This is a genomic window from Luminiphilus sp. nBUS_16, from assembly GCF_051201645.1.
Classification (GTDB): domain Bacteria; phylum Pseudomonadota; class Gammaproteobacteria; order Pseudomonadales; family Halieaceae; genus Luminiphilus.
In genome coordinates this window covers 2,722,116-2,745,857 of record NZ_CP179205.1, presented here as the reverse complement: position 1 = coordinate 2,745,857, position 23,742 = coordinate 2,722,116, and the positions used below count along the sequence as shown (strand labels likewise).

The following is a 23,742-nucleotide window of genomic DNA, read 5'->3' as shown; positions in this document are numbered from 1 at the left end:
TTTCACCGGGTGGGCGATTTTTTGAAAAACGTCCATTTAGCATAAAAATATTAAAGTCGCCGGCCTCTAAAGTAGCAAAAATCGGTATCATCGTGAAAAAATTAAATTCCTAGGGGGAAGTATGGAAAGCCCAACATTGATCGGCCAATTGGCTCACTGGGCCGAGGAGTGCCCAGATAGAGTTTGGCTGCGTGATCTGAATGAGGCCGGTGAGACGTCGTACTCATGGAGTGAGGCTCAGGATCAGGTGCATGCCGTGGCCGCGGCTCTAGAGAAGCGATTGGGGTCTGGTCATAGCATGGCGCTGCTATCAAAAAATCGCGCTCACTGGGTGCTTGCAGATTTAGCAGTCATCGCTTCTGGCAATGTTTCAGTGCCACTGTTTACGACGCACACCGCAGCGACCGCGCAATACATTCTGGAGTTCACCGATACAAAAGTTTTGTTTTTGGGTGAGACAACCAACTGGGATGCCGTGAAAGAAGTGATGCCTGAGGGTGGGTTGGTCATTACGTTGCCAGGTGTTAGCTGTGACGAAGCGCACGTTACCTGGGATACCTTGCTTCAGGAGGGTCAGGGTCAGCGGCCCTCACACCAAAGTGAGGCCTCAGATCTTATTTCTCTGGTCTTTACATCGGGCACGACGGGCATGCCTAAAGGCGTCATTCAGACCCATGAATCCAATTTGATTCCTGTGCGCCGGGGAACAGAGGCATTTGCCTCCCGGGAGGGGTCGCGCTTTTTTTCATATCTGCCTTTGTCGCACATTGCAGAGCGACAAATTGTTGAATATGGCTCGATGGTGGCTTGTGGTGAAATCTGGTTCAACGAGTCGTTGGACACACTGCTTCGTGACTTGCCCGCTTGTAAGCCCAATATATTCTTTGGCCCACCCAGAGTTTGGGAGCAACTGCAGCAGGCGGTGTTGGGTAAAGTAGGAGGGCAAGAGGCCCTCGACCAATTGCTGGAACAAGATGCTGAAGGTATGGGCGCTTTGGTTTTAGGTGGGCTTGGGCTGACTGAGGTGGATTACTGCCTGACGGCGGCTGCACCCACACCACCCGCTCTGATCCACTGGTGGGATAAGTTGGGCCTGCCACTTTGCGAGGGCTTTGGTCAGACGGAAGCTATGTCGCTGATTGTTACCAAGGTCGACGACCGCCGCATTGGCTCAATCGGCAAGCCCATATCGGGAGTCGAGGTCAAAATAAGCGATATTGGAGAACTGTTGATTCGGGCTGAGGGTTGTACTCCGGGCTACTACCAGCAGCCAGAAAAAACCGCAGAGCTTTGGCAGAATGGATGGCTCCACACCGGCGATAAAGCGTATATCGACGACGATGGCTTTATTTTTATAACTGGGCGAGTGAAGGATTATTTCAAAACTATCCAAGGAAAGTTTGTGGCGCCGCCGCCCATTGAAGGTTTGTTCGCTGATAACGTGCACGCCGAGCAGCAGTGTTTATTGGGCCGCGGCTTTTCGAAGACTGTCATGGTCACCGTGTTAAGCGACGCGGCGGGAGGTGTCGATCGCGGAGTCGTAGAGGCTTCGGTTCTTGATACGATTACCTCGATCAATAGTGAAATAGAAAAGCATGCGCGAATAGGTGCAGTCATTATCTCCAATGAGCATTGGACCATTGAAAACGAAATACTGACGCCTACCCTTAAAATCCGGCGTGAACGAGTTGAAACAGTGTTTGCCGAGAAGGCCGAACAGCTGGCGCGTCAATCTGCTGAGCAAGGTGAGGTGCTGGTTCATTGGTTTGATAATCTTTAGGAGGTGCTTCAACGATTATCAGTTCACATTTCAATAGACTGGGGTGCTCCACGATGCAGGCATATCTAAGTATTAGGGTTTTTACTTTTGTTATTTTGTCTGCGAGTCTCCTTGCTGGCTGCGGCGGGAAAACACCCCCCGCTCAAGCCACTATTGGAAGTCAGGGAAATACACCGCCAACACCTAGCACTCTTGCCATTAATCAGGCGGTGGCGGAGTCTCTTGACCTTAATAATCCGCAAGATTTCGATAATGCCACTCAAGGCCTGATTGCTCGAGCTGACGGCCTCAGGGTAAGCATGGCTGATGGCTCGATAGTCTGGAGCCTCAACGACTACGATTTTATCCATGGCGATGCTCCGGATAGCGTTAATCCCAGTCTGTGGCGACAAGAGCGTTTGAATAATATTCATGGGCTGTTTGAAGTTACTCAAGGTGTTTATCAGTTGCGGGGATTTGATCTCTCTAATATGAGCATCATTGAGGGTGAGCGTGGCTGGATCCTTGTCGACCCATTAACCACTAAGGAGACAGCGGCAGCGGCACTGGCTTTCGCTCGTCAAAAATTAGGCGATCGGCCCGTAACTGCAGTCATTATCACGCATTCACATATTGATCACTTTGGCGGCGTTCTCGCGGTTTTGGAGGGGAATGGCGAGACTGAAATAATTGCGCCTCAAGGCTTTATGAGTGAGGCCACCAGCGAAAATGTTATTGCCGGCACTACAATGAGCCGTCGCTCGATGTTTATGTACGGTAGCCAACTCGAGCGCTCTCCCTTTGGGCATGTAGGCTCGGGGCTGGGCAAGGGGCCCGCCTTTGGCAGCCCCGGCCTGGCAACCCCGACGCGCGTGATTTCTCAAACGGGAGAAAGGGTGACGATTGATGGCGTTAACTTCATTTTTCAAAACGCCGCAGGCTCGGAAGCGCCCGCAGAGCTGACTTTTTACTTGCCTGAAAAAAAGGCTTTTTGCGGTGCTGAGGTTGTGTCGCGCAATATGCATAACTTGTATACATTGCGTGGTGCCCATGTGCGCGATGCGCGCAAATGGAGCTACTACATAAACGAGGCGATTGAAATCTTTCCTGAGATGGAGGTTTATTTTGCCAGTCACCACTGGCCGCTCTGGGGCAATACCGAGATTGTCGATTTCTTAAAAAAGCAGCGAGATGGGTACCGGTACATACATGATCAAACTTTACGCCTTGCCTCTCAGGGGCATACTCCGAGTGAGATTGCCGAGTCTCTAGAGCTACCTACTGCGCTGCGAAACAGTTTTTCTAATCGCGGTTATTACGGAACGTTGAAGCATAATTCCCGAGCTGTATATCAACGTTACTTCGGGTGGTACGACGGGAACCCTGCCAATCTCGATCCATTGCCCGGGGTTGAGTCTTCAACGCGGTACGTCGAGGCGATGGGCGGAAGCAGCGGCGTCATGACAACAGCGAAATCCGCCTTTGACCGAGGGGAGTACCGCTGGGTTGCTGAGCTTCTTAATCACTTGGTGTTTGCGGAGCCCAATCATGTTGCAGCAAAGATGTTGTTGGCGCAGAGTTATGACCAGCTAGGGTATCAGGCCGAGTCGGGCCCGTGGCGCGATGTGTATTTGACAGGAGCCCTAGAGCTACGTTCGGGTGCGCCCTCGCAGGGCCTTGGTATTTCTAATGCAGCTGATTTGATACGGCAAACGCCAATCAGTGAATTCATGCAGCTTATTGCCGTCATGCTCAACGGTGAAAAAGCAGATGGCGAATCTTATGTTTTCAATTTTACCTTCACCGATTTGGCTGAGACCTACGTTTTAAGCCTCGAAAATGCAGTGTTACATCAGCGCAATGGCGAACCCGATGTAAATGCTAATGCGACGCTGCAAATTACCCACGAGTTGTTTATTGGCATGCTGGTAGGACAAGCAGGGATCCGAGAAACGTTATTTTCCGATGATATTTCTATTCAAGGGTCGCGGTTAGACTTACTGCAGTTCTTTGCGATGCTTGATCCACCCGATGAGGTTTTTAATATCGTGACGCCGTAGCGGTTTTTCGGAGCTTGGCTGACCTAGCTGTTGTGAGGCACTTCACTGGTTTTTTACCTGCCCGTATATCGCCAACAAAGGTTTCTGCTTTTGACGGTGAAGATTTCAGCCTGGGTACTAGCTTCTTTATCGAAATTTTGCGGCACTAGTCGCCGTAAATCGCTGTTTTACAAAAGTCATTGTGGGTTTTTTGGCTTGGCCTTGGCCTTGGCCTTGGCTTTGGGCTTGGGCTTGGGCTTTGCTTTGGCTTTTGAGATAGCTTTGGGTGGGGCTTTCAACTTGGTTTTTGTGGCCGCCTTGGGTTTTGCGACGGTTGTTGCCAAAGGCGTTTTTCGTTGAGCTTTTGGTTTTCTTGGAGTGAGTGCTTTGTCTTTTTCGGGTGGGCGCAATCCTGCTGCATCCTCAAGCGCGACCAAGGCCTCTTCCATGTAGTCAATAAAACGTTGCACTTGAGGTACCGACTTGCGGCAGGCAACAATCCCAAAATCTACATTTTGATCATAAGTAATCAGCGTGATGTTCATTGCCATGCCATCGGTAACAATGGATAGGGGGTAGGACCCATCCATACGAGCACCATTCCAGTACATGGTTTCCCGGATGCCCGGTACATTTGAGATTGCGACATTATAAGGCGGCAGTTTTGCCATTAGACCCAATGGCAAAAGTAGTAAGGTTGGCGCCTGTAATACGGCACTAACCAACTCTATTTCTTTGGGTGACATGCCCGCATAAAAAGCCTTGCTGGCACGGACCGAAGCGATGATGGCTTGGATGCGTCGGGCGGGGTCTGCGACGTCGGTGGCTAAGTTGGCGCTGATGGCCGCGACCGCATTGCCTGACTCGAGGTCGCCCTCTTGGCGTAGCGACACGGGGACCATGGATTTCAGAGGCTGTTCTGGTAACTCTGCATGGGTCTTCAGATATTGACGCAAGGCTCCAGAGCATATGGCAAGCACCGCATCGTTAAAGGTGCCGCCGAACGCCTTGCCAATAGCCTCAATCCGAGAAAATGGCCAAGACTGCGCTACGAAGCGTCTTGCACCATGAATGGAGTGGTTCAAGGAGCTTATGGGTACTTGCTGATGTGGCAGGCTAAGCGCGCCTCCTCGGCCTGCCCAGGTTTTGGAAAAAGCCGATAACGCCCTTACCAGATTCGTGCTGCTATCGAAGGTAGACTTCAATACGTCGGCGACGTTACGCAGCTCTTCATTGGAATGAGGGGGCTGTTTCCCCTTACGCATCGCGTCTTTATAGCGCTGCCACGATTGCAATGACAGCGGTGATTCCTCTAGAACATGATTGGGATCGGTAGAAAGCATGCTTCGAGAAATGTGTATCGAACGAGCTCCGTCGACGGCAGCGTGATGCGTTTTGGTATACACCGCAAATTGCCGGTTTTGAAGTCCCTCGATGACGTGCATTTCCCAGAGAGGCCGGGTACGTTCAAGCAGTGTGCCGTGAAGGCGAGATGTCAGATTAAAGAGCTCTCGGTAACGACCGGGTTTAGGTAGAGCCGAATGGCGAACATGGTAATCCATATCCATAGCGGCATCGGGCTCCCAGTAAGCCGACCCCGCTAATCCAAGGCGACCAAGGCGCAACCGGTCCCCGAAGGGAGGGAGCATTGCTTGTGCGTTGCGAACGTTACCCGCCAGCTCATGTAAAAACTCTTGCTCGTCAGCACCATCTGGCAGGGTATAAAGACCGAGACTGGCTACGTGCATAGGTGTTTCACGATTCTCTGAAGTCAGGAATCCTTTATCGATAAGACTAAGTTTTTTCATGGCTTAAGCTCACACCGCGACCTTCATCGACTCATTAAGTAAATTCTAAAGTGCTTGGAGTTCAGGGGTACCTTAACATTGCTATCTAGTGGGAGGTGTATATCGTTGCCGGGTGTCCGTAATAATGACAGCATCAACCAATATTGTTTCTCTCGGTCCCATGAGGATTTAAATCTATGTCAGAGCGCTATTTAGACGCCAATGGTATTCGTCTTGCCTACGATGATTTTGGCAATGCCGAGGATCCAGCAATTCTACTGATCATGGGTATGGCAACCCAGATGACGGCATGGCCGCTGTCTTTTTGTCAGGGTTTAGCCGACCGTGGTTTTCATGTAATTCGTTTTGATAACAGAGACGTTGGGCTATCAGAGAAAATGCTTACTGCTCGTATTCCTAGTACGGTCGGTATGATGCTGAGAGCAGCTATCAATCGACCGCTCAGGGTTTCCTACAAATTAGACGAAATGGCGACTGACGCAATTGAGTTGATGAATGCACTCAATCTGGAGCGGGCTCATATTGTTGGGGTTTCAATGGGCGGCATGATTGGTCAAATTTTGACAGCAAAACACGCCGATCGGGTGCATTCACTGACATCAATCATGTCATCAAGTGGCGCCCCCCATTTGCCTCGCGCGAGTAAAAAAGTGACTCGTGCGCTTTTGAAGCGTTACTTGGGGTTGGTCAAACCCAGCTTAGAGAGCACGATGGCGTTCCAAAGACTGATAGGCAGTCCTGGATTTCCTCAAAGTGATGAAGAGCTAAAGGAAAAAGTACGAGCAGCTTTTCAGCGCAGTTTTTATCCCCCAGGCTTTGCTAGGCATATGGCAGCAATTATGGCCAGCGGTAGTCGCGTTGATCTTCTCAAGACCATCACAACGCCTAGTTTAGTGATTCACGGTCGTGACGATGTGCTCGTGCCTTTAGCCTGTGGTATCGATACAGCGCGGAAAATTCCTAACGCTAGACTGGAGATTATTGAGGGTATGGGTCACAACTTACCTGAGTCACTGGTCCCAGTTTTGACTGACTTAACAGCAGGTCACGCCTCGGCGGTGACATCATCTCTGAGTCTGTCCGCAGCGAGTGGCGCTGCATAGCGCAGTCGCTGAGTGCGAGCTGTCTGGCGCCATCGAAGTGTAAATAGTATGAGACACCGTTTCAGTAAGGCTGTAGCGGGTTGTGGGCAATGGTAGAGCTTGATTTGAGTCGATAGCGCTTTGCTAAAACAACATGGCAATCGGCTGGCAAGCCCTAAACCCAATAGGATCGTAAATTTTGGGCTTAGGGCATTTTTGGTGGATTAACTCGCGGGAGCTGACGCGGTAGCAACAACCAGCCAAGCATCGCCCTGTTTCTGAATGACATGCAGGCTTGCATGAGGATCTGAACCCGCTGCTGTGTGGACCATCACCGCGATATCGTCGCTGAGAAACTTCACCTGGTATCCACTAACGACGTATTCCTCTCCGGCATTTGCGTTAGCCGCGGCGTCAGCAACTAGGTTGCCAAAATTAACAATCCCCGTTGGCCCAATGCCGATGACGTCCTCAGACACGTAACCTGCCGGCCCACCGGCTGCTCCCCACTGCTTGTCCATTGCAATTAAATCATCTGACACGTCCGCGAAGGTCAAAGATGAAAGAAACGTTAAGACCGCGATTAGTACAACTTTTGAAGTATTCATAAGTTCTCCTAGACCCCTTGGTTATGAGTTTTTTTTGGGGTGCTCAGGCATTACTGCACAAATTGCGTCGAGTGGCTATTGATTTTGTTTAGAGCCTAATGGTTTTAACCACCCTTGGTGGATGGATGATCGGAGTTTTTATCCAGCTGGCGCTGTCGATTTTTCACGCGCAATTTCGCCTGCTTCTTGTCGGCTATCGTAGCGTTCATCGATTGACCAATATGGGTTTCTCCTCGAGCCCGCGCCAGCTCAACTTGGCGCTCACGCTCGGAGTAACGTTGTCTTTGCTCGTCGGACTGGTTCTCAATGCAGTGGTGGCAGCTCAAGCCTTTTTGATAGTGGGGGCTAAGTTTGTCACTTTCGGTGATAGGGCGGCGGCACGCATGACATTGATCGTACTGGCCCTTTTCCAATCGGTGGTTAACGCTGACACGATTGTCGAACACAAAGCATTCGCCCTGCCATTTGCTATCAGCTTCCGTCACCTCTTCTAAATACTTGAGAATTCCGCCTTTCAGGTGGTAAACCTCGGAAAAACCCTGCTGCTTTAAATAGGCCGTAGATTTCTCGCAGCGGATGCCACCTGTGCAGAACATGGCAACCTTTTTATGCTTTTTGGGATTAAGGTGTTTGCTGACATAAGCTGGAAATTCCCGGAAAGATGAGGTTGCGGGATTGATGGCTCGCTCGAAAGAGCCGATGTCAACTTCGTAGTCATTTCGGGTATCCAGCAGCACCACATCGGGATCACTAATGAGTTCATTCCAGTCTTTAGGATCTACATAGGTGCCAACAATATGTTTGGGATCAATGCCCTCAACGCCCATCGTGACGATTTCTTTCTTTAATTTTACTTTGGTGCGGTAGAAAGGGTTTTTTTCAACGTAGGACTCCTTTGTCTCGAGGTCGGCAAACCGGGGATCACGCTTTAGCCAATTGAGCACGGAATCGATGCCGCCTCTAGAACCCGCAATGGTGCCGTTGATGCCCTCGGCTGCGAGTAGCAAGGTGCCCCTAACCTCATGCTTCGACATGAGTTGGTGTAGAGGGTCTCGAAGAGCTTCAAAATCTGGTAGGTCAGAAAAGCGATAGAGCGCTGCGACCACAACGTTACAAGACAGGTCTGTCATAAAATCCTCGGTGCGAACCAACCCGTAAAGCTGGCGCATAAACAAAAACGCAGTCTATCAAATTGCCGGTTTATGGTCTTTCTCTCCTGCTAGCCCAGCGAGAGAGGCGGCTCTAAGGGCTCTGATTCAATTTGGTCATAGAGGTGTTAGCGGTTCTATCGGAATAAGCACTGGCAGCACGAGGCGCTTATCTTGCATTTTTTTAAGGTTTTTGAGGATGGGTGGGAGCCCTACCTAATTGGATTTTGAGTGCAGCTCATCGAATTTTTGATGGATTGAAAGTTAAGACTGAGTCTTAGCTGGCATAGTTTGATGCATTACTGCATGCTTCATAACGCGGTGCATGTAGAGCAGTTAGTTGGGGCGATTATGTTGAAGGTCAAAGGCGAGGATGTCGCCGACGGACGTAGGTTACGTAGCGAGCGAAGTCGTCGAGCGATTATTGAGGCTGCGCTAGCGTTGCAGGAGGAGGGGGTGCTGGTACCCACTGCTCAACAGGTCTCGGACAAGGCCGGTGTCGGCATTCGTTCTGTTTTTCGCCACTTCGAAGACATGGAAAGTCTGTACGCCTCTGCAGACGAACAGATTCGCGATTCTTACGAAGCATTATTTCTAGGCGGAGATCGGGAGGGTAGCGCCGAGGAGCGCATTGAGCGGGCCGTGAAGCGCTACGCGGAGGCCTTTGAGAGCGGCAGTAATATTGTGCAGGGCACGCTCGTTCAGCTTTGGCGTTACGAGATTTTGCGCAAGAACTATGCTCGCAACCAACGCGGTTTACGCAAAGACTTGGAAAAATGGCTGCCCGAAATAGCCCAAAAGGCGCGCAGTGATCGCGAGGCGATTCATGCCACCATCTCTTTTGATATGTGGCACCGACTCCGGTATCACCAGGGGTTGAGTAGGCAGACGGCTATCAATATTTTGGTGAGGCTCCTGACACTCCAGCTGTTACACGGTGAAGCTTAGGCCGGTGTAGGGCTCTCCAAGTTAGCGCTTGTTAAAAACAGGCTTGCGCTTTTCAAGAAAAGCCAACATGCCCTCTTGCTGATCCGCCGTACCAAAGGTGTTTAGAACGGCGGCTCTTTCAGCTTTCAGCAAGGCTTCTAGATTGCGGTCTTCACTCCCAACGACAACGTTCATGACGCCTTTTACTGCGGCAGCGGGCTGCGCGGCCAATTCATGAGCTAAATCCATAGCACGCTGCTTGAGTTCATTGAGAGGCCACACTTCGTGTACTAGGCCAATGCTAAGCGCTTCTGGGCCAGTGACCTTCTTGCCCCGCAGGATCATATCCAGAGCATGATCTCGGCCCACACACTTGCTTAGCCTAGCGCTGCCTCCCCAAGCTGGAACCGAGCCAAGGTCCATTTCGGGTAATCCTATCTGCGCGCCTTCCTCCGCGGCTAACCGAAAGTGACATCCAAGGGGTAGCTCCAATCCTGCGCCCAAACAGTAGCCAAATAGCGTGGCTATCCATGGCTTCCCCATATTTTCAATGGCGGCAGTCAAGCGGAGGCGCCGATCAAAAAAGACGTTGGGGTCACCAGCCTGCTCAATCCCCCCGGCCAACTGTTTTAGATTCATTCCGACAGAAAAATTATCTAAGCCCTCCGCCGTTATCACCACTGCACGCACCTTGTCGTTTCTTGCAAGTTCGTCCACCTGAGCTTCTAGCTGGTCGACAAAGTCCAGTGTCATACGGTTATAAGGCGCATCATTCACAGAGATAATGGCCACTGCGTCATCAAATGTTATTAGCAAGGGTTCTGTCACAAGGTTACCTCTTTCATCACTGGCCATCATCAGGCGCGTCGACACAATGGAATGTCTCGTTAGGTGCGGCTTTCGCAAAGCCGGCTTTACTCTAATGTCACTTGATTCTAAGTTGTATTGGAGTATTACCTTTTAATATGACACAATCTATGTCAACTTATTACATAAGCTAAATGTTTGTTCTGTTGGTCAGAGAGTAAAGGGTAAAGTTTTATGAAAAAATTATTCACAGGCTTAATTGCTGCTGCCCTTCTGCTTGGTGTTTTTCTGCTTTCACTACCGGCAATCCTACATAAAGGAGGGTTGCATCCTGAATACCTAGGACCAACCCTGACGCTGCCGGGCCAGCGGGCGTTGATTATCACGACTAGTCATGGCGTTTTGGCGGCGCCCGGAGAACCTGAAGGTGCGGCCACGGGTGTTTTTGGTTCGGAAATGACCCATCCCTACTACACCTTTTTAGACGGTGGTATGGCGGTAGATATCGCCAGTATCGAGGGCGGTGAGATTCCCATTGATCCCAGCAGTTTCTACTTCATGATCAAAACACCTGAAGACGAGCGTTATCTCAATGACCCAATCGCGCAGGCCAAGGTGAAAAACTCCATTCCAATCGCTGATGTTGATATAGAACAATACGATGTTGTGTTTATTTCAGGTGGTTGGGGCGCGGCCTATGACTTGGCTCAGTCACCTGAATTGGCAATGAAGGTGAGTGAAAGTTACTACAGTGCCAAGGCCCCGGTTATCGGGGGCGTTTGTCACGGTGTGCTGGGGTTAGTTAATGCCCTCGACAGCGATGGTCATTTACTCATTGCTGGACGCCGTATGACCGGCGTAACCGATAAGCAGATACAAGAAATTGATATCGAAGTGACACCCCTGCACCCGGAGACGGAATTGCGTAAGGCGGGTGCCATCTTTGAAAGCCAGTCGGCGTTTCTGGATTTTTTTGCCACTCACGTCACGGTAGATGATGAGCGGCGTTTCGTCACCGGGCAGAACCAGAATTCGGGCTTGGAGGCGGCGCACACTGTGATGCGGATTTTGAGTGAGCGTGACTAGCGGTGTGATCCACTTGGGGGCATGTTTAAATAATGCGCATCCATTTCTGACTATAGAGAACACGCAATGAATAAAATTTTAAGTGGTGTGGTACTGGTTACTGCCATCATGTTTCTAGTGACCGGTTTACGCTGGCTAGTGGCTCCCGCCGGTATCGTCCCAATGTTTGGCTTAACCTTGGCTGAGGGTGTGGGATTAAGCTCTCAGATTGGCGATATGTCCGCTTTCTTTTTAACCTTGGCAAGCAGCATACTCATAGCCCTCATCAGTGGACGTCGCTGCTGGTATTACCCTCCTATTATGTTGCTATCATTTACGGCAGTGGGCCGTGTGCTGGCGTGGCTATTTCACGATGCGACCTTGGCGCTGGATTTGATTGGTCCAGAGGTGGTTGTTTCCATTATTTTACTTGTGGCATCGCGTCGTCTAGCGGATAAGGCGTGAGTCTGTGAAAAGCTGGGGTGTTTCGCATTGGAGCAGGCCCGCGCGGTTATTGTTGTTCTTGGCTGCGATGTCAGTGCAAGCCGACGAGGAAAGTCAGGCATCCGTCAATGCCGCATCTGTCACAGCTGCGGCACCTAACATTGTGTTTATTCTCGCAGACGATCTTGGCTATACCGATATTGCGCCTTACGGCAGCGAGGTGAATACGCCGACGCTTTCGAGCTTGGCAGAGCAGGGGTTGCGATTTACCAACTACCATACAGCAGCGAACTGTGCTCCAGCCCGGGCCATGTTGCTTACCGGCGTCGACAACCACCTTGCCGGGGTGCCCAATATTCCTGAAATGTTGGCACCTGAGCAGCGTACACAGGCCCATTACCAAGGCGTGCTGGGGGGCAACGTAGTGACTGTGGCTACTTTGTTAGAGGGTGCTGGCTATCACACGTATATGGCGGGCAAATGGCATTTGGGTGCCTCACCGGATAAGCGTCCTAGCAGGCGGGGTTTTGAGCGCACGGTGGCTTTGATGGACTCGGGCGCGGATAACTGGGAGCAGCGACCTTACCTGCCGATATACGAGCAAGCTAATTGGTTTGCTGACGGTAACAGGCTGAACTTGCCTGATGATTTTTACTCCTCACGCTACCTAATTGATAAGACGATTGAGTTTATCGATAGCAATATACAAGACGGCAGCCCTTTCTTTGCTTATGTGCCCTTTCAGGCAGTGCATATGCCGGTGCAAGCGCCCCAAGAATACATCGATAAATACATGGGTGTGTACGACACAGGCTGGAGCTCACTGCGTACTCAGCGACGGCAGAGGGCAGTGGAGTTGGGCATCGTAGGGTCGACTACCACGATGGTAGACATGATGACTACAGATGACTGGAATGCTCTGGATGAGCAGCGCAAGCGCTATGAAGCTAAGCGAATGGCCGTCTATGCTGGCATGATCGAGGCCATGGATTTTCATATTGGTCGCCTAGTGTCATATCTGAAGTCACGGGGGCAATACGAAAATACCATTTTTATTTTCACCTCGGATAACGGCAGCGAGGGTAGTGGTTCTCCCAACCCCACGGCATTTCCTGCACGCCTTGGTCCTAGCCAGTTGGGTTATCACATAGACTACGACCGTCTTGGTTTGAAGGGCAGTTTCAACACCATCAGCCCCAGTTTCGCCAGTGCCTCAGCGAGTCCTTTAGCGTTTTATAAATTTTATACGGGAGAGGGTGGCATGCGGGTGCCGCTCATTATTGCTGGCAAACCCGTAAAGAAGGCCGGTGAACTAAGTGCTGCATTTGCCTGGGCAACTGACATTACTCCCACTATTCTTGCGCTGTCTGGCGTGGCTCAGCCTAGCGACCGGTACGCAGGACGGCAGGTATTACCTATGACCGGTCGCGATCTGACAGCCATCCTAAGAGGGGAGGCTGATCACGTTTATACCGAGGATGATGCGGTAGGTTACGAACTCACGGGTCATGGGGCTCTATTTCAAGGCGATTATAAAATCGTGGTTAATCAGCCGCCTCTAGGCGATGGGCAGTGGCGTCTGTTCAATATTGTTGAAGATCCGGGAGAGACGGTGGATCTAGCGAGCACCTCGCCGATAATTTTTCAGCGCATGCTGTCACGTTATCAGCGTTTTGAGCAAGAAAATGGGGTGCTACCTTTGCCTACAGGCTATTCACAAGTCAAACAGTTAGTTTCCAACACCCTGCAAGCACAGTATCGCGAGGGAGTATTGATATTCCTACTGTCCGTGCTGCTGTTGTTACCCTTTTTTGTCGCCTATCGAATGAAAAAAGGAGGCGCTTAGATGACAAACCTGCACCGTTTGTATGCCCTTACTCACTCACTTTATTCGGGTCGGGCCCGCGCTTATCTCATTAAGCAGGGCATTACTTTTCAAGAATTCTCTACCGGACATGAAAGTTTTAAGGCTGAGGTGCTGCCCAAGGGCAAGCTCGCGACAATACCGACGCTAGTTACTCCCAGCGGAGAGGTTATTCGTGACGGAGCGGCGATCATTGAGCACTTCGAATCGGCCAATGGCCGCCCCAGCCAGCCACAGGGGGCTTGTCAGCAGATTATCAGTGCTTTATTCGACGTGATTGGGCACGATGGGTTGTTGAGGCCGGCTATGCACTACCGCTGGAATTACCCAGCAGAAAATCTTCAATTTGTGCACCATCATTTTTTGTACGCTCAGCGGGATACACCAGAGCGCGCCGAAAAGACCGAGCATATGATGAACCGAATGCGTCAGGTCACAGAAGTATTTGGCGTTACCAAGCAATCTCAGCCGTTAGTAGAGACGCTTTATACAGAGTATCTCGATGTCCTCAATAGGCACTTTGAACACTACCCCTATCTTTTGGGTTGGAAGCCCTGTATCGGCGATTTCGGATTGCTTGCGCCCATGTATGCGCACTTGGGAAGAGATCCCTATCCGGCGTCATTGATGCAGAAGCGTGCCCCGCGGGTGTACCGTTGGGTTGAGCGCATGAATCGGGCAGACCAAGATGTGCCAGAGTTTTTTACGCCCGGTACTGACTTTTTGGAGAACGATGAGGTACCCGAAACGCTAATGGCGGTTCTGCGCGCAGTGGCGGAAGACTTTGTGCCCGAGACTCGCGCTGCTGCTGAGAGAATCAATGACTGGTTGGGTCAACAGCAGCCCGAAGCAGGGGCGACTGCAGTGGGTCGGCTTGGCAATCTTGTGGGTAGGGCTGAGTTCAGTGTGCGAGGCCAAACGATCACTGCTTTAGCCTCGCCTTACCGTTTTTACCTGTTGCAGCGAGTGCAGGCGATTTATGCCGGCCTGCCTCTAGCTGAGCAGGCATCGGTGGAGCAAATGCTGCAGGCCTGTGGTATGCACGAGATGCTGTCAATCAAACTCGACCGCTCAATAGGCCGAGCAGATAATCTTGAGGTGTGGTTGTAACACCCCCAGGCTAAGCCTAAAAAACACCTTTGTTGTGGGTAGGTTTTTTTAGCCTATCTTTTTATTTTCCTTACTCCATTTATATGGCATATTGAATGTCATAATAATTAGTGGGGGCGATTGCCGACTGTTGCGCGGGTCAAAATGCCGTTGTTTGACGCGACGGCAAGATAGCAATCAAATGAGAATCTCGAAGAAAGTGGGCGTTAATATAAAGTCCGGCAGTCGGTTTTCTCGTCGCTATTTATTGCGTGATTCCACAGGGATTTTTATTGGATTCAGGTGGGCCACTTCACAAGCGATATGGCTTTGGCTTGCGCTTGAAACTCAAGGGCCTTCGTTATTTCAAAAGTATGTGGAGAGAATGAAGAAGTATGATTGAGCACGCTAAAGAGGACGGTCTCCATCTTATTACGATGGACGAGGAGTCCAGCACCATTTGCCCAGACTGGCAGCAGCGCATGCTGGAGCTGTTGGCTGAGGTTGAAGGTGATTGTGACCGCGGTGCCTCGTTAGTGCTTGCCGGTGCGGGCAAATTTTTCTGCAATGGCCTCAACTTGGAAAAGGTAGTGACACTTACTCCTGATGAAATGGCAGTTTTTAGCCGGCGTATGGGTGAGATCCACCAACGTTTACTTAAGCTGCCCTGTCCAACAGTTGCAGCGGTAAACGGCCATGCCTTTGCCGCGGGGGCATTCTTGGCGCTGTCTTGTGATTATCGCATTATGCGGCAAGATCGGGGTTGGTTTTCCGTTTCCGAGGTGGATGTGGGTGTGCCCATTCCACCTGCGATGATGGGCATTTTACATGCCAAGCTGCCCCCTAATACCACTCGCGATGCCGTATTAACGGGCAAACGTTATACGGCAGATGAGGCGATCGCGGCAGGGATCTCTGACGGCAAAGCATCCTTGGAAGAGCTATTGGAGCATGCCAAAGCTTTGGCCATGCAGTTGAGCACTAAGGAACCGGGCATTTTTAAAATGCTTAAGCAAACCTTGTTCGGGCCTGTGGCTGATGCTCTGGTGGCGAGCTAGCATGCCATTGTCGCCGCGATCGAGACGGATTTTAACAACCGAGCGTTATCTCTTGGCGGGTTGGGCGTCTTCATGATTAAGAAAGTTATTGCCGTGCTATTCACCGCCGCGCTTGGCTTATTGCTCTTTATTTTTTGGCTGGGATTTTTATCCTCGCGACCGCCACTGACTATAGATCCGGCTACTCTGGCAGGGGACGGCAGCCTGCTGAATTATTGTGAGCTACCAGAGCTTGACGGCAGTGGGCTACTGGCGGCCGATATACCGAAAGGCAATACCCCCAATTGTGGCTACACCCATTTCCCCTTGCCTATTTTGGCTCAGTGTACCGAGCCACTACCTGAGGGTGCCGACGATATCCGAGGTCTCTGGATTGGGGTGCAGGGTGGCCATGTGGGCCATGTGGAAAGGGTGGAGCAGTGCGGTAGCCGTGTCGTAGTGACTACCAGCGGAGTTATCCACGACTACGGCCCAAACAGTACGGCGGGTCTCAATACGAACGATACCGAAGGGTCGGTGTTGTTCAGTATTGGCGATAACGATTACTGCATGCGTTCCTCAGCCAGCATGATTTGGAATGACGGTGTGTTGGACTTTCATGCTTTTGGTTGGGGGCCATTAGTGGTTAAGCGTTACCTTCATCAAGAGCCTTCGGGTGAGCAGTTGGTGTGGGAGTATGCCGACGGCAGCACTACGCATATGAATAGGCTCTGCACCTTGCCCGAGGCACACAAAGTGCCAGAGCCCAGGGGCAAGAGGATGAAGTTTTTCGCCAACGCAAAGTAGTTACGGGGGACGAAACGGTGGTGGTTTTTACAGCACACGTGCGGGCCAGAGGTGGTCTCACAGGTTTAGAAAGCATTCGGAAGTGGCGCGGAGCAGCTAAGTCATGATGATGACAATTTGGGTAATAGCCTTGGTCGTTTATCTGGCATTTCGTCTTTGGTATGACGGGTTAAGGAGGCCGCTGACTCCAGATGAAATTTCCCATTTTTCAAAGGTCTTTCAGGAAAGCGCCGAAAACGGCTTGAGTACGGGAGAGGTTGCCACGCTTCGCAGGTTTATGGAGGAAGATGATGGCAAGGAGTTCATCATGGTTAACCTTGTTAAATTTAACGCCTCACCGGTGACTCATCCGGACACAGGACAGGACATCAAGGCTTCTGCGCTGCTCACTGAATACACTCAGCCGTTTATGGGCAAGATATTACGCAGAGCAGGACATCCCGTCATAGCGGGGCAAGCCGTGGGTGGTTATTTGGATGCTTGGAACACGCCGGAAAATCCCGGGTGGCATATGGCTGGGCTTGTGCGTTATCGCTCGCGCCGGGATGTGATTCTCTTGTCGTTTGCAGATGCCGAGTTTGCCAAGATCCACAAATATAAGATTGCTGCAATGAAGCAAACCTTTGCCTTCCCGATGCAAAAGCGTGTGGCGCTGTACGCCTCACCACGGATAACAGTCGGCCTGTTGTTAGCGCTTGGCGCGACGTTATTGCAGCTGGCTTTGGCCTAGCGCTAATTAATGCGAGAAGAGGGAATAGCAATGGAATTCGTCAACAAAGTCTACCCCAACGAACAGCAGATAAAGGGCTTCCTTGAGCCAGGCGCCGAGGGCCCAATCTGCATGGTCAATCTCATCAAGTTCAAGGAAAAAGCTGAGTATGAGGATGGCCGAGAAACTGATCTCACCGGACGCGAGGCTTACGAGCTGTATGAAGCTGGCATCAAGAAATTACTTCATGGCATAGGCGGTGGCATTGGTTTCGAAGGTGACGTGGAACGCCTGGCCTTGGGTGAGGTAGAAGAGTTGTGGGATGTGGTAGCGCTGGCGGTATGGCCCTCACGTCAGGTCATGCTAGAGGTAATGCAGTCCGAGAATATGCGGGAAATTGGTGTGCACCGCACTGCTGGGTTGGCAGGCCAACTCAATATCGAAACGTCCGGCTTTAAGGGTCAGTGGGTGGAGGGTGTGTCCCGATGAAAAAACTCCTCATTTCTTTATTGGTTGTCGCCACAGTGGTTGGTGGTATCGCTTGGTCTAAGCGAGCGGACATTCTGATCGCACTGGTAAAATATACGACGAGCCAGAGATATGCCGATGTCGCCCCCAACCGAGAAATTCCCTGGCAGAAAGGGCCTGCAGTGCCGGCGGCAGCGGAGGATGAGCGACCGCCTAATATTGTCCTTATTGTGGCGGATGATCTGGGCTACAACGATATTTCCACTTTCGGCGGCGGCGTGGGCGGTATGCAAACGCCGAGCATTGACCGTTTGGCTGCCGAAGGGGCTGTTTTTACGCTGTCCTATTCCGGTGCCAGTACCTGTGCGCCATCGCGAGCGATGATGATGACCGGTCGCTATCCAACCCGCACCGGCTTCGAGTTCACCCCCACACCAGCCGGTATGATCAAGCTGGTGTCTGCCGTTGGCAAAAGCATGGACAGCGGTTTGCCTCCCTCTCTGTACGATCAGGCCCTAGAGGAAAGCCAGCCGCCCTATGAGCGCAAAGGGTTGCCGGCCTCCGAGGTAACCATCGCAGAAACCCTTAAAGCGAAGGGCTATTACACGGCCCATATTGGTAAATGGCACCTTGGTCGAGAAAACGGTATGGCACCTCACGAGCAAGGCTTTGATGACAGCCTGTTGATGCAAAGTGGTATGTATTTGCCGGAGAACGACCCTAATGTGGTGAACGCGAGGGTTTCCTTTGACCCCATCGACAAATTTCTCTGGGCGGGTATGGGGTTTTCGGCGACTTATAACTCTGGCGAGGCCGACAAATTTAAGCCCGGTGGTTATCTGACAGATTATTGGACGGACGAATCGATTAAGGTCATTAAGGCCAATAAGAACCGCCCCTTCTTTCTTTACCTTGCCCACTGGGGGCCTCACACGCCATTGCAAGCCACCCGTGAGGACTTTGATGCCCTTGAGGGTATTGAGCCTCATCGCAAACGGGTATATGCGGGCATGATTCGCGCGGTTGACCGCAGTGTGGGCCGCATTCTAGACACGCTGGAGGAGGAGGGCATCGCAAACAACACGGTAGTGGTATTTACTAGTGATAACGGCGGTGCAGGTTATATTGGTATCCCTGAAGTGAACAGCCCGTTCCGCGGCTTTAAAATCACCATGTTTGAGGGTGGCCTGCGGGTGCCGTTATTCGTGAGATGGCCCGCTAAAATCGCCCCCGGTATTTCTGTGAATGAGCCCGTTGCCCACATCGATGTGATGCCCACTCTGGCTGCCGCAGCCGGTGCTTCAGAGCCCGAAGGGGTCGTTATTGACGGGGTAGATCTGTTGCCGTTGGCTACAGGCGAGGGGGCAGACGACTGGACTCGTGACACCTTGTTCTGGCAAAACGGGCACTACCAGGTGGTGCGCCACGGTGACTGGAAGTTACAGGTTAACGATCGCCCCACTGATGGCCGACAACAATGGTTGTATAACCTAGCGGATGATCCTACGGAGCACATTAACCTTGCCGCTAGCCGCAGCGACAAACTCAATGAGTTGAGTGCGCTGCTGGCGGCACACCAAGCCATCTCTAGGGGGCCGTTGTATGAATCGATCACGCAATTTGCCGTGATGGTTGATAAGACGCTGGCGGAGAAATTTGTTGAAGGTGACGAGTACGTCTATACCCCCAACTAGCACTTTATTTCCGATTTGCAGTTCATCTGAGATACAGCGATGACATCGTTGAAAAATTTAATGCAGGTGCAATTAGCGGAGGGTGGCATTGCCGTCCCTTACGGTCGTAACTCTTATATGGAAGTTGTCGAGGTTGCCACCGGACGCGTATGGATGAGTGTCGAGCCGGCTACGCAGCAGGATTACGACTTGCTATTAAAAGAAATGGACGGTGCTTTTCGCGGCGTGGGGGTGGGCGACGCTTCTATGCTTCTCTATGGGGCGTTGGAAAAGCCACCGGCTTGGACAGTAACTTATGCCTTCGTCGTCGGAGCTTGGCGTGGGTACTGTGCTACGCTTTTAGCCTTAGTCGCAGTGGAGCTCTGCAATGGGTCGGTTTTTGAAATATCTTGCGTGGACTGTCGTTATTTTATTGATCATTGCGGCGGGGGCTTACGTCGTTACACGCGCCGGATTGAAGGAGTTAAACGCCGAGGCGCGCGAACAATTGGGTGGCTTATATTTGCAGACCGAGCGGGGTGCTCTGTCATACACGCGTGAGGGCAATCCTGAGGCGCCGTCCATTATTTTAGTCCATGGTTTTAGTACCCCTAAGTTTGTATGGGAGCAAGTCACGCCCTATTTGCTGGAAGCAGGCTATCAGGTGATCACCTACGACCATTTTGGTCGTGGTTTTTCCGATCGTCCGGCGGTGGCCTACGATTCTGCGCTGTACCAAAGTGAGTTAGCGTCACTAATTGAAGGCTTGAAACTTGCTACCCCCCTGACCTTGGTAGGCTATTCCATGGGCGGTGCCAATGTGGTCGATTACAGCGCTTCTCATCCCGAACAAATCAAGCAGCTGGTGTTGATCGCCCCTGCGGGCTATATGCCTGATAACGGTTCTCTCTCAATAATGGCCGCGCCAGTATTGGGCGAGTGGCTCTCCACCCTTGTGGGCAAACAATATGCGTACGCAGGCATTGAGGCGGAAGTGCGGGCAGGTAGAGCCCCGGAAGACATGCTCCCTAAATTTGAGGCGCAGGCTGATTATGTAGGCTACACAGACGCTATGCTGTCTACGTTGCGCAACTTCCCTATGGGCGATCTGTCTGAGCGTTATAAAATTTTGGGTAAAACAGATATTCCGGTCACCGCCATTTGGGGGACTGCGGATAAAATAGTCCCTTATTCGGGAGCCGTGCAAATGGCCAAGGACTTACCCCAGCTGAAACTTATTACGATCGAAGATGCGAATCACAATATGACTTTCGGGCAAGCGGCTGTCGTTGCGAACAGTCTGACGCAGGCTCTAGGAAACCCTTGACGAGGTAGGTGCTAACCTTGCGCGCAATGAAATCGCAACGTTCAAGACTCGATCGCTTCATCGTCTCCCGTGAGGGCATTAAACGCAGCCATGTGCACCAACTGCTGGCCCAGGGCCGAATCTTGTTGGACGGATTGGCGGCGGAATCAATCAGCCAGGTAGTAGGACCGTTTACACACGTGGTGTTAGACCATAGGGTTCTACAGGCTGAGCAGCCCCGGTACATTATGCTGCACAAGCCGCCGGGAATGGTCAGTGCTACATGTGATGAGCAGCATCCTACGGTCCTCGACCTGGTGTCGGCCCCCTATGCAAAGGCTCTGCATATTGTCGGTCGCTTGGATTTTAATTCCACTGGGCTACTGCTGCTTACCAATGACGGGCGCTGGTCGCGGGGTGTTTCCAGCCCGCAAAGTGGGGTTGTTAAAACCTATAGGGTGCAGCTGGAACAACCTGTTAGTTCGAATTACCGCGAGAGGTTTGCGGCCGGTTTGTATTTTGCATTTGAAAACATCACCACTCGCCCAGCTGAAATTAGAAGGCTCTCTGATTTTGAGGTCGAGGTAGATCTGGTCGAGGGTCGATACCACCAAATTAAACGCATGTTCGGGTATTTCAACAATCGTGTGCTGAACCTGCATCGACTGTCGATTGGCGCCTTATCCCTTGACCTAAAGCTGCCACAAGGTGCCTGGCGGGAGCTGACCCTGTCTGAGCTGAATGCTTTGGGTGTGCAGCACTGTTACCGAGAGGTCATGCCTTCAGGTTCAGGCTGCCCGGCCTAGTGCCTCACCGCTATGCCTTGGCTGTTAGCGGTGTAATGTTAGATGCCGTTTCTTCTTCGTTGTCGCGACCAATACCACCTAATAAATCCGGATTGCCCTTACAGGCGGCAATCAGGACGTGTTTATTCATAGAGAGCAGCAGCCCGATATTCTCGGCATCTTGTTCACTGATGCCCTCGATCTGAGTCTCAAACAGTGTGCGAAAGCCGTCTGCTAGCTCCAGCATTTTGTCATGGGCATCAGCGTCTTTTTTGCTACCGAACATGGCATCGTCCCGATCACATTTCCACATTGCTACTACGGCCACAAATCACCTCGTGTGTGAGTTTAGGAATGCACTAACTGTATATATGTACAGTATTAATAGCAAGCGATTTTATACCTGAACTTAGTTGGGTGCTGCTGCCATCGAGCTTTATTGGGTTGAAGTGAATCGCTGCTCTGAGCAATGACTGCCGCCCCTTGGGTCCTTACTGGCGGACGGGTTAGTTATAACCCAAAGGGTGGCGACCCTGCGGCGACCGGTAATTGCGGTATCACGATTAAAACACTCGACCCCGTCAGGGATGCTCTAAACATGGGGCCAGAGCGCAACACTCCGGTTAGTAGTGTCTATGTAAACGCAGACATGTCCGCTGGGCTCGCTGGATTAATTGATCACTGACGTTCCGCCGTCAACTGGAATGATCTGGCCAGTAATAAAGGCACCTGCGGGTGAAGCCAGCATAATGGCAACTCCGGCGATGTCACGCGCTTCACCCCAGCGACGCATAGGGATTGTCTGCAACTCCTCCTCGAAGGCCTCCTGATCATTACTCAGAAACTCGGTCATTTTTGAATAAAAGCGGCCGGGTGCGATGGCATTAACACGGATATGGTCGCTGGCCAGTTCTGTTGAGAGTATACGGGTGAGCTGATGAATGGCGGTCTTGGAAGTCGCATAACTAAAATTGTCGAGGGCGCTTCCGACGATGCCGGCAATCGAACCTATGTTGATAATACTGGCGGTGTGCTCAGCGGTGGCATTCTTTTTCAATAGGGGAGCCAAAGCTTGTACTAAGAAGAATGGGCTTTTGACATTAATATCCATCACCTTATCCCAGCCCTTTTCCGGAAACTGCCCAAACGCCGCGCCCCAACCGGCGCCAGCATTGTTCACCAATACATCGAGATGCTGTTCCCGAGACATGAGTTCGGTAACCAGCGTCTGCAGACCTTCAGCGGTAGAGAGGTCACAGGGGAGGGCAATACACTCACCGTACTGACTCAGTTCTTCTGCGGCGTCGATGCAGGCTTTGGCCTTGCGTGCAGTAATGTAGACGCGCTTCGCTCCCGCCTCAAGAAATCCTTGAGTCATAGAAGCGCCTAGGCCACGGCTACCGCCGGTGACAACGCAAATTTTGTCCTGCATGGAAAATAACGCTTCGATCATTGTTCGTTCCTTGTTGTGGGTGCTTGCGGTTTTAGACTGGCGTTGAAAAAGCTGCAGTGCACCGAAAGTCAGCTATTGCTGTGGACATGTCCCACAGCACGCCTCTATCGTAAATGATTCTCAGGTTTGAGGGGGGAGCCCCTCGGCTCAGCCTCGCTGTTGGTTAAGGGTGACCTGTTGCCTGCCGTCGAGACATTACGATGTTCTCGATCAGTGCGGTTAGTGCCAATAGCAAAAGCCCAAGAAGTAATCTGGGATCGCTAAGGTACAGGCTGGTTTCTATGGGAAAGGCGATTGTTTTTTCGAGGGCCGCCGTTTTGAACTGATGTTTTCCGTTGAAGGCTGGGTTGGTCACAATTTCAAGGAGCGCACGGCGACTCTTGTAGCGAAATAACGCGGCCTGGTCCCAGTTCTCTGCCCCCTCGATACCCACAAGATCCATCGACGGATAGACGGCGGAGCCCATTAATACAGGGTGGCAGGCCCGGGCGAGGAGCGCCGGTATCATATGCGCCATGTAACGCCCCATGAGATCGGCGGCACTTTCGCCGGGTTCGGCGCCCTCGACATCGGGTGGATTTTCGTTCATGTCAATATTGTTCACCATCAGGAACTGACGTCCGGTGTCTTGCTTGGCGAATGCTTTCATAAAGGCGACCAACTCGGCGGGTCTGCCATTATTCTCCATGGCGGCTACATAGTGATCAACCTCATCGTCGCTCAAAGGACCGCCAAAGTCGGTATACCAGGCAAAAAACAGGACGTAGAGCAGAGCCGGAACTAACCAAATTTTTAATCGCATGGACATGATCATTACCTTTGCTATTGCCGAGCTATCGTTAGGCCGCTGACGAACGTTTTTGG

The 23,742-nt window shown here is 51.6% G+C and carries 22 protein-coding genes; 15 read left to right on the top strand and 7 right to left on the bottom strand.

Features of this window, described 5'->3' with window-relative positions:
- The first annotated feature begins 121 nt into the window (after positions 1–121).
- A complete protein-coding gene (locus ACMAY6_RS12270; protein WP_435212222.1) occupies positions 122–1,780 on the top strand; it encodes an AMP-binding protein in 1,659 nt (552 codons plus the stop codon).
- A 53-nt stretch (positions 1,781–1,833) separates the two neighbouring features.
- On the top strand, positions 1,834–3,819 hold the full coding sequence (locus ACMAY6_RS12265) for an alkyl/aryl-sulfatase (RefSeq protein ID WP_435212220.1): 1,986 nt from the start codon (positions 1,834–1,836) through the stop codon (positions 3,817–3,819).
- Between the two features lie 176 nt (positions 3,820–3,995).
- Here the strand turns inward: ACMAY6_RS12265 and ACMAY6_RS12260 are convergent, their stop codons facing one another.
- Entirely contained in the window at positions 3,996–5,606 is a 1,611-nt protein-coding gene (locus ACMAY6_RS12260; RefSeq protein WP_435212219.1) for a WS/DGAT/MGAT family O-acyltransferase, read from the bottom strand.
- A 176-nt stretch (positions 5,607–5,782) separates the two neighbouring features.
- Between ACMAY6_RS12260 and ACMAY6_RS12255 the strand changes: the two genes are divergently transcribed.
- Entirely contained in the window at positions 5,783–6,709 is a 927-nt protein-coding gene (locus tag ACMAY6_RS12255) for an alpha/beta fold hydrolase (RefSeq protein WP_435212217.1), read from the top strand.
- A gap of 203 nt (positions 6,710–6,912) precedes the next feature.
- Here the strand turns inward: ACMAY6_RS12255 and ACMAY6_RS12250 are convergent, their stop codons facing one another.
- Positions 6,913–7,296 carry a hypothetical protein gene (locus ACMAY6_RS12250; RefSeq protein WP_435212215.1) on the bottom strand — a complete coding sequence of 128 codons (384 nt, stop codon included), beginning with the start codon at positions 7,294–7,296 and terminating at the stop codon, positions 6,913–6,915.
- A gap of 104 nt (positions 7,297–7,400) precedes the next feature.
- A complete protein-coding gene (locus ACMAY6_RS12245; RefSeq protein ID WP_435212213.1) occupies positions 7,401–8,426 on the bottom strand; it encodes a rhodanese-related sulfurtransferase in 1,026 nt (341 codons plus the stop codon).
- Positions 8,427–8,750: 324 nt separating this feature from the next.
- On the opposite strand from ACMAY6_RS12245, the gene ACMAY6_RS12240 reads away from it, so the two are divergent.
- Positions 8,751–9,392 carry a TetR/AcrR family transcriptional regulator gene (locus ACMAY6_RS12240; protein WP_435212211.1) on the top strand — a complete coding sequence of 214 codons (642 nt, stop codon included), beginning with the start codon at positions 8,751–8,753 and terminating at the stop codon, positions 9,390–9,392.
- Positions 9,393–9,413: 21 nt separating this feature from the next.
- Here ACMAY6_RS12240 and ACMAY6_RS12235 read toward each other — a convergent pair whose 3' ends face one another.
- Positions 9,414–10,244: an enoyl-CoA hydratase/isomerase family protein gene (locus tag ACMAY6_RS12235; protein WP_435212210.1), complete on the bottom strand. Its 831-nt coding sequence runs from the start codon at positions 10,242–10,244 to the stop codon at positions 9,414–9,416.
- A gap of 168 nt (positions 10,245–10,412) precedes the next feature.
- Here ACMAY6_RS12235 and ACMAY6_RS12230 point away from each other — a divergent pair, with 168 nt between their 5' ends.
- The 11 genes from ACMAY6_RS12230 to ACMAY6_RS12180 all read left to right on the top strand — a co-directional run bounded on the left by ACMAY6_RS12230 (position 10,413) and on the right by ACMAY6_RS12180 (position 21,446).
- Positions 10,413–11,264: a type 1 glutamine amidotransferase domain-containing protein gene (locus tag ACMAY6_RS12230; protein ID WP_435212208.1), complete on the top strand. Its 852-nt coding sequence runs from the start codon at positions 10,413–10,415 to the stop codon at positions 11,262–11,264.
- A gap of 66 nt (positions 11,265–11,330) precedes the next feature.
- A complete protein-coding gene (locus ACMAY6_RS12225; protein WP_435212206.1) occupies positions 11,331–11,708 on the top strand; it encodes a hypothetical protein in 378 nt (125 codons plus the stop codon).
- Positions 11,709–11,712: 4 nt separating this feature from the next.
- Positions 11,713–13,533, top strand: coding sequence for an arylsulfatase (locus ACMAY6_RS12220; protein WP_435212204.1), 1,821 nt, complete (start codon positions 11,713–11,715; stop codon positions 13,531–13,533).
- Complete coding sequence (locus ACMAY6_RS12215; protein WP_435212202.1) at positions 13,534–14,661, top strand: glutathione S-transferase family protein; 1,128 nt, start codon at positions 13,534–13,536, stop codon at positions 14,659–14,661.
- 374 nt (positions 14,662–15,035) lie between these two features.
- Positions 15,036–15,698, top strand: a complete 663-nt coding sequence (locus ACMAY6_RS12210) for an enoyl-CoA hydratase/isomerase family protein (RefSeq protein WP_435212200.1) — start codon at positions 15,036–15,038, stop codon at positions 15,696–15,698.
- A 72-nt stretch (positions 15,699–15,770) separates the two neighbouring features.
- A complete protein-coding gene (locus ACMAY6_RS12205) occupies positions 15,771–16,484 on the top strand; it encodes a hypothetical protein (protein ID WP_435212199.1) in 714 nt (237 codons plus the stop codon).
- Positions 16,485–16,587: 103 nt separating this feature from the next.
- Entirely contained in the window at positions 16,588–17,214 is a 627-nt protein-coding gene (locus ACMAY6_RS12200; RefSeq protein WP_435212197.1) for a hypothetical protein, read from the top strand.
- Positions 17,215–17,244: 30 nt separating this feature from the next.
- Positions 17,245–17,682 (top strand): DUF1330 domain-containing protein, encoded by a 438-nt coding sequence (locus ACMAY6_RS12195; protein WP_435212196.1) that lies wholly within the window; start codon positions 17,245–17,247, stop codon positions 17,680–17,682.
- Positions 17,679–19,355 (top strand): sulfatase, encoded by a 1,677-nt coding sequence (locus tag ACMAY6_RS12190; RefSeq protein WP_435212194.1) that lies wholly within the window; start codon positions 17,679–17,681, stop codon positions 19,353–19,355. The genes ACMAY6_RS12195 and ACMAY6_RS12190 overlap by 4 nt, the downstream gene beginning before the upstream one ends.
- 367 nt (positions 19,356–19,722) lie before the next feature.
- Positions 19,723–20,661, top strand: a complete 939-nt coding sequence (locus ACMAY6_RS12185; RefSeq protein WP_435212193.1) for an alpha/beta fold hydrolase — start codon at positions 19,723–19,725, stop codon at positions 20,659–20,661.
- 26 nt (positions 20,662–20,687) lie between these two features.
- Complete coding sequence (locus ACMAY6_RS12180; RefSeq protein WP_435216023.1) at positions 20,688–21,446, top strand: pseudouridine synthase; 759 nt, start codon at positions 20,688–20,690, stop codon at positions 21,444–21,446.
- A 10-nt stretch (positions 21,447–21,456) separates the two neighbouring features.
- Here ACMAY6_RS12180 and ACMAY6_RS12175 read toward each other — a convergent pair whose 3' ends face one another.
- The 3 genes from ACMAY6_RS12175 to ACMAY6_RS12165 form a co-directional block, all read right to left on the bottom strand.
- Positions 21,457–21,753, bottom strand: coding sequence for a YebG family protein (locus ACMAY6_RS12175; RefSeq protein WP_435212191.1), 297 nt, complete (start codon positions 21,751–21,753; stop codon positions 21,457–21,459).
- A gap of 342 nt (positions 21,754–22,095) precedes the next feature.
- Positions 22,096–22,878: a RhlG family 3-oxoacyl-ACP reductase gene (locus ACMAY6_RS12170; RefSeq protein WP_435212189.1), complete on the bottom strand. Its 783-nt coding sequence runs from the start codon at positions 22,876–22,878 to the stop codon at positions 22,096–22,098.
- Between the two features lie 163 nt (positions 22,879–23,041).
- Complete coding sequence (locus ACMAY6_RS12165) at positions 23,042–23,686, bottom strand: hypothetical protein (RefSeq protein ID WP_435212187.1); 645 nt, start codon at positions 23,684–23,686, stop codon at positions 23,042–23,044.
- Positions 23,687–23,742 lie beyond the last annotated feature (56 nt).

Excerpts from the sequence above, each read along its gene's own strand:
- ACMAY6_RS12270 (WP_435212222.1), top strand. The coding sequence starts at position 122 with ATGGAAAGCCCAACATTGATCGGCCAATTGGCTCACTGGGCCGAGGAG.
- ACMAY6_RS12265 (WP_435212220.1), top strand. The coding sequence starts at position 1,834 with ATGCAGGCATATCTAAGTATTAGGGTTTTTACTTTTGTTATTTTGTCT.
- ACMAY6_RS12260 (WP_435212219.1), bottom strand. The coding sequence starts at position 5,606 with ATGAAAAAACTTAGTCTTATCGATAAAGGATTCCTGACTTCAGAGAAT.
- ACMAY6_RS12255 (WP_435212217.1), top strand. The coding sequence starts at position 5,783 with ATGTCAGAGCGCTATTTAGACGCCAATGGTATTCGTCTTGCCTACGAT.
- ACMAY6_RS12250 (WP_435212215.1), bottom strand. The coding sequence starts at position 7,296 with ATGAATACTTCAAAAGTTGTACTAATCGCGGTCTTAACGTTTCTTTCA.
- ACMAY6_RS12245 (WP_435212213.1), bottom strand. The coding sequence starts at position 8,426 with ATGACAGACCTGTCTTGTAACGTTGTGGTCGCAGCGCTCTATCGCTTT.
- ACMAY6_RS12240 (WP_435212211.1), top strand. The coding sequence starts at position 8,751 with ATGCTTCATAACGCGGTGCATGTAGAGCAGTTAGTTGGGGCGATTATG.
- ACMAY6_RS12230 (WP_435212208.1), top strand. The coding sequence starts at position 10,413 with ATGAAAAAATTATTCACAGGCTTAATTGCTGCTGCCCTTCTGCTTGGT.
- ACMAY6_RS12225 (WP_435212206.1), top strand. The coding sequence starts at position 11,331 with ATGAATAAAATTTTAAGTGGTGTGGTACTGGTTACTGCCATCATGTTT.
- ACMAY6_RS12215 (WP_435212202.1), top strand. The coding sequence starts at position 13,534 with ATGACAAACCTGCACCGTTTGTATGCCCTTACTCACTCACTTTATTCG.
- ACMAY6_RS12210 (WP_435212200.1), top strand. The coding sequence starts at position 15,036 with ATGATTGAGCACGCTAAAGAGGACGGTCTCCATCTTATTACGATGGAC.
- ACMAY6_RS12205 (WP_435212199.1), top strand. The coding sequence starts at position 15,771 with ATGATTAAGAAAGTTATTGCCGTGCTATTCACCGCCGCGCTTGGCTTA.
- ACMAY6_RS12200 (WP_435212197.1), top strand. The coding sequence starts at position 16,588 with ATGATGATGACAATTTGGGTAATAGCCTTGGTCGTTTATCTGGCATTT.
- ACMAY6_RS12195 (WP_435212196.1), top strand. The coding sequence starts at position 17,245 with ATGGAATTCGTCAACAAAGTCTACCCCAACGAACAGCAGATAAAGGGC.
- ACMAY6_RS12190 (WP_435212194.1), top strand. The coding sequence starts at position 17,679 with ATGAAAAAACTCCTCATTTCTTTATTGGTTGTCGCCACAGTGGTTGGT.
- ACMAY6_RS12185 (WP_435212193.1), top strand. The coding sequence starts at position 19,723 with ATGGGTCGGTTTTTGAAATATCTTGCGTGGACTGTCGTTATTTTATTG.
- ACMAY6_RS12180 (WP_435216023.1), top strand. The coding sequence starts at position 20,688 with ATGAAATCGCAACGTTCAAGACTCGATCGCTTCATCGTCTCCCGTGAG.
- ACMAY6_RS12170 (WP_435212189.1), bottom strand. The coding sequence starts at position 22,878 with ATGATCGAAGCGTTATTTTCCATGCAGGACAAAATTTGCGTTGTCACC.
- ACMAY6_RS12165 (WP_435212187.1), bottom strand. The coding sequence starts at position 23,686 with ATGTCCATGCGATTAAAAATTTGGTTAGTTCCGGCTCTGCTCTACGTC.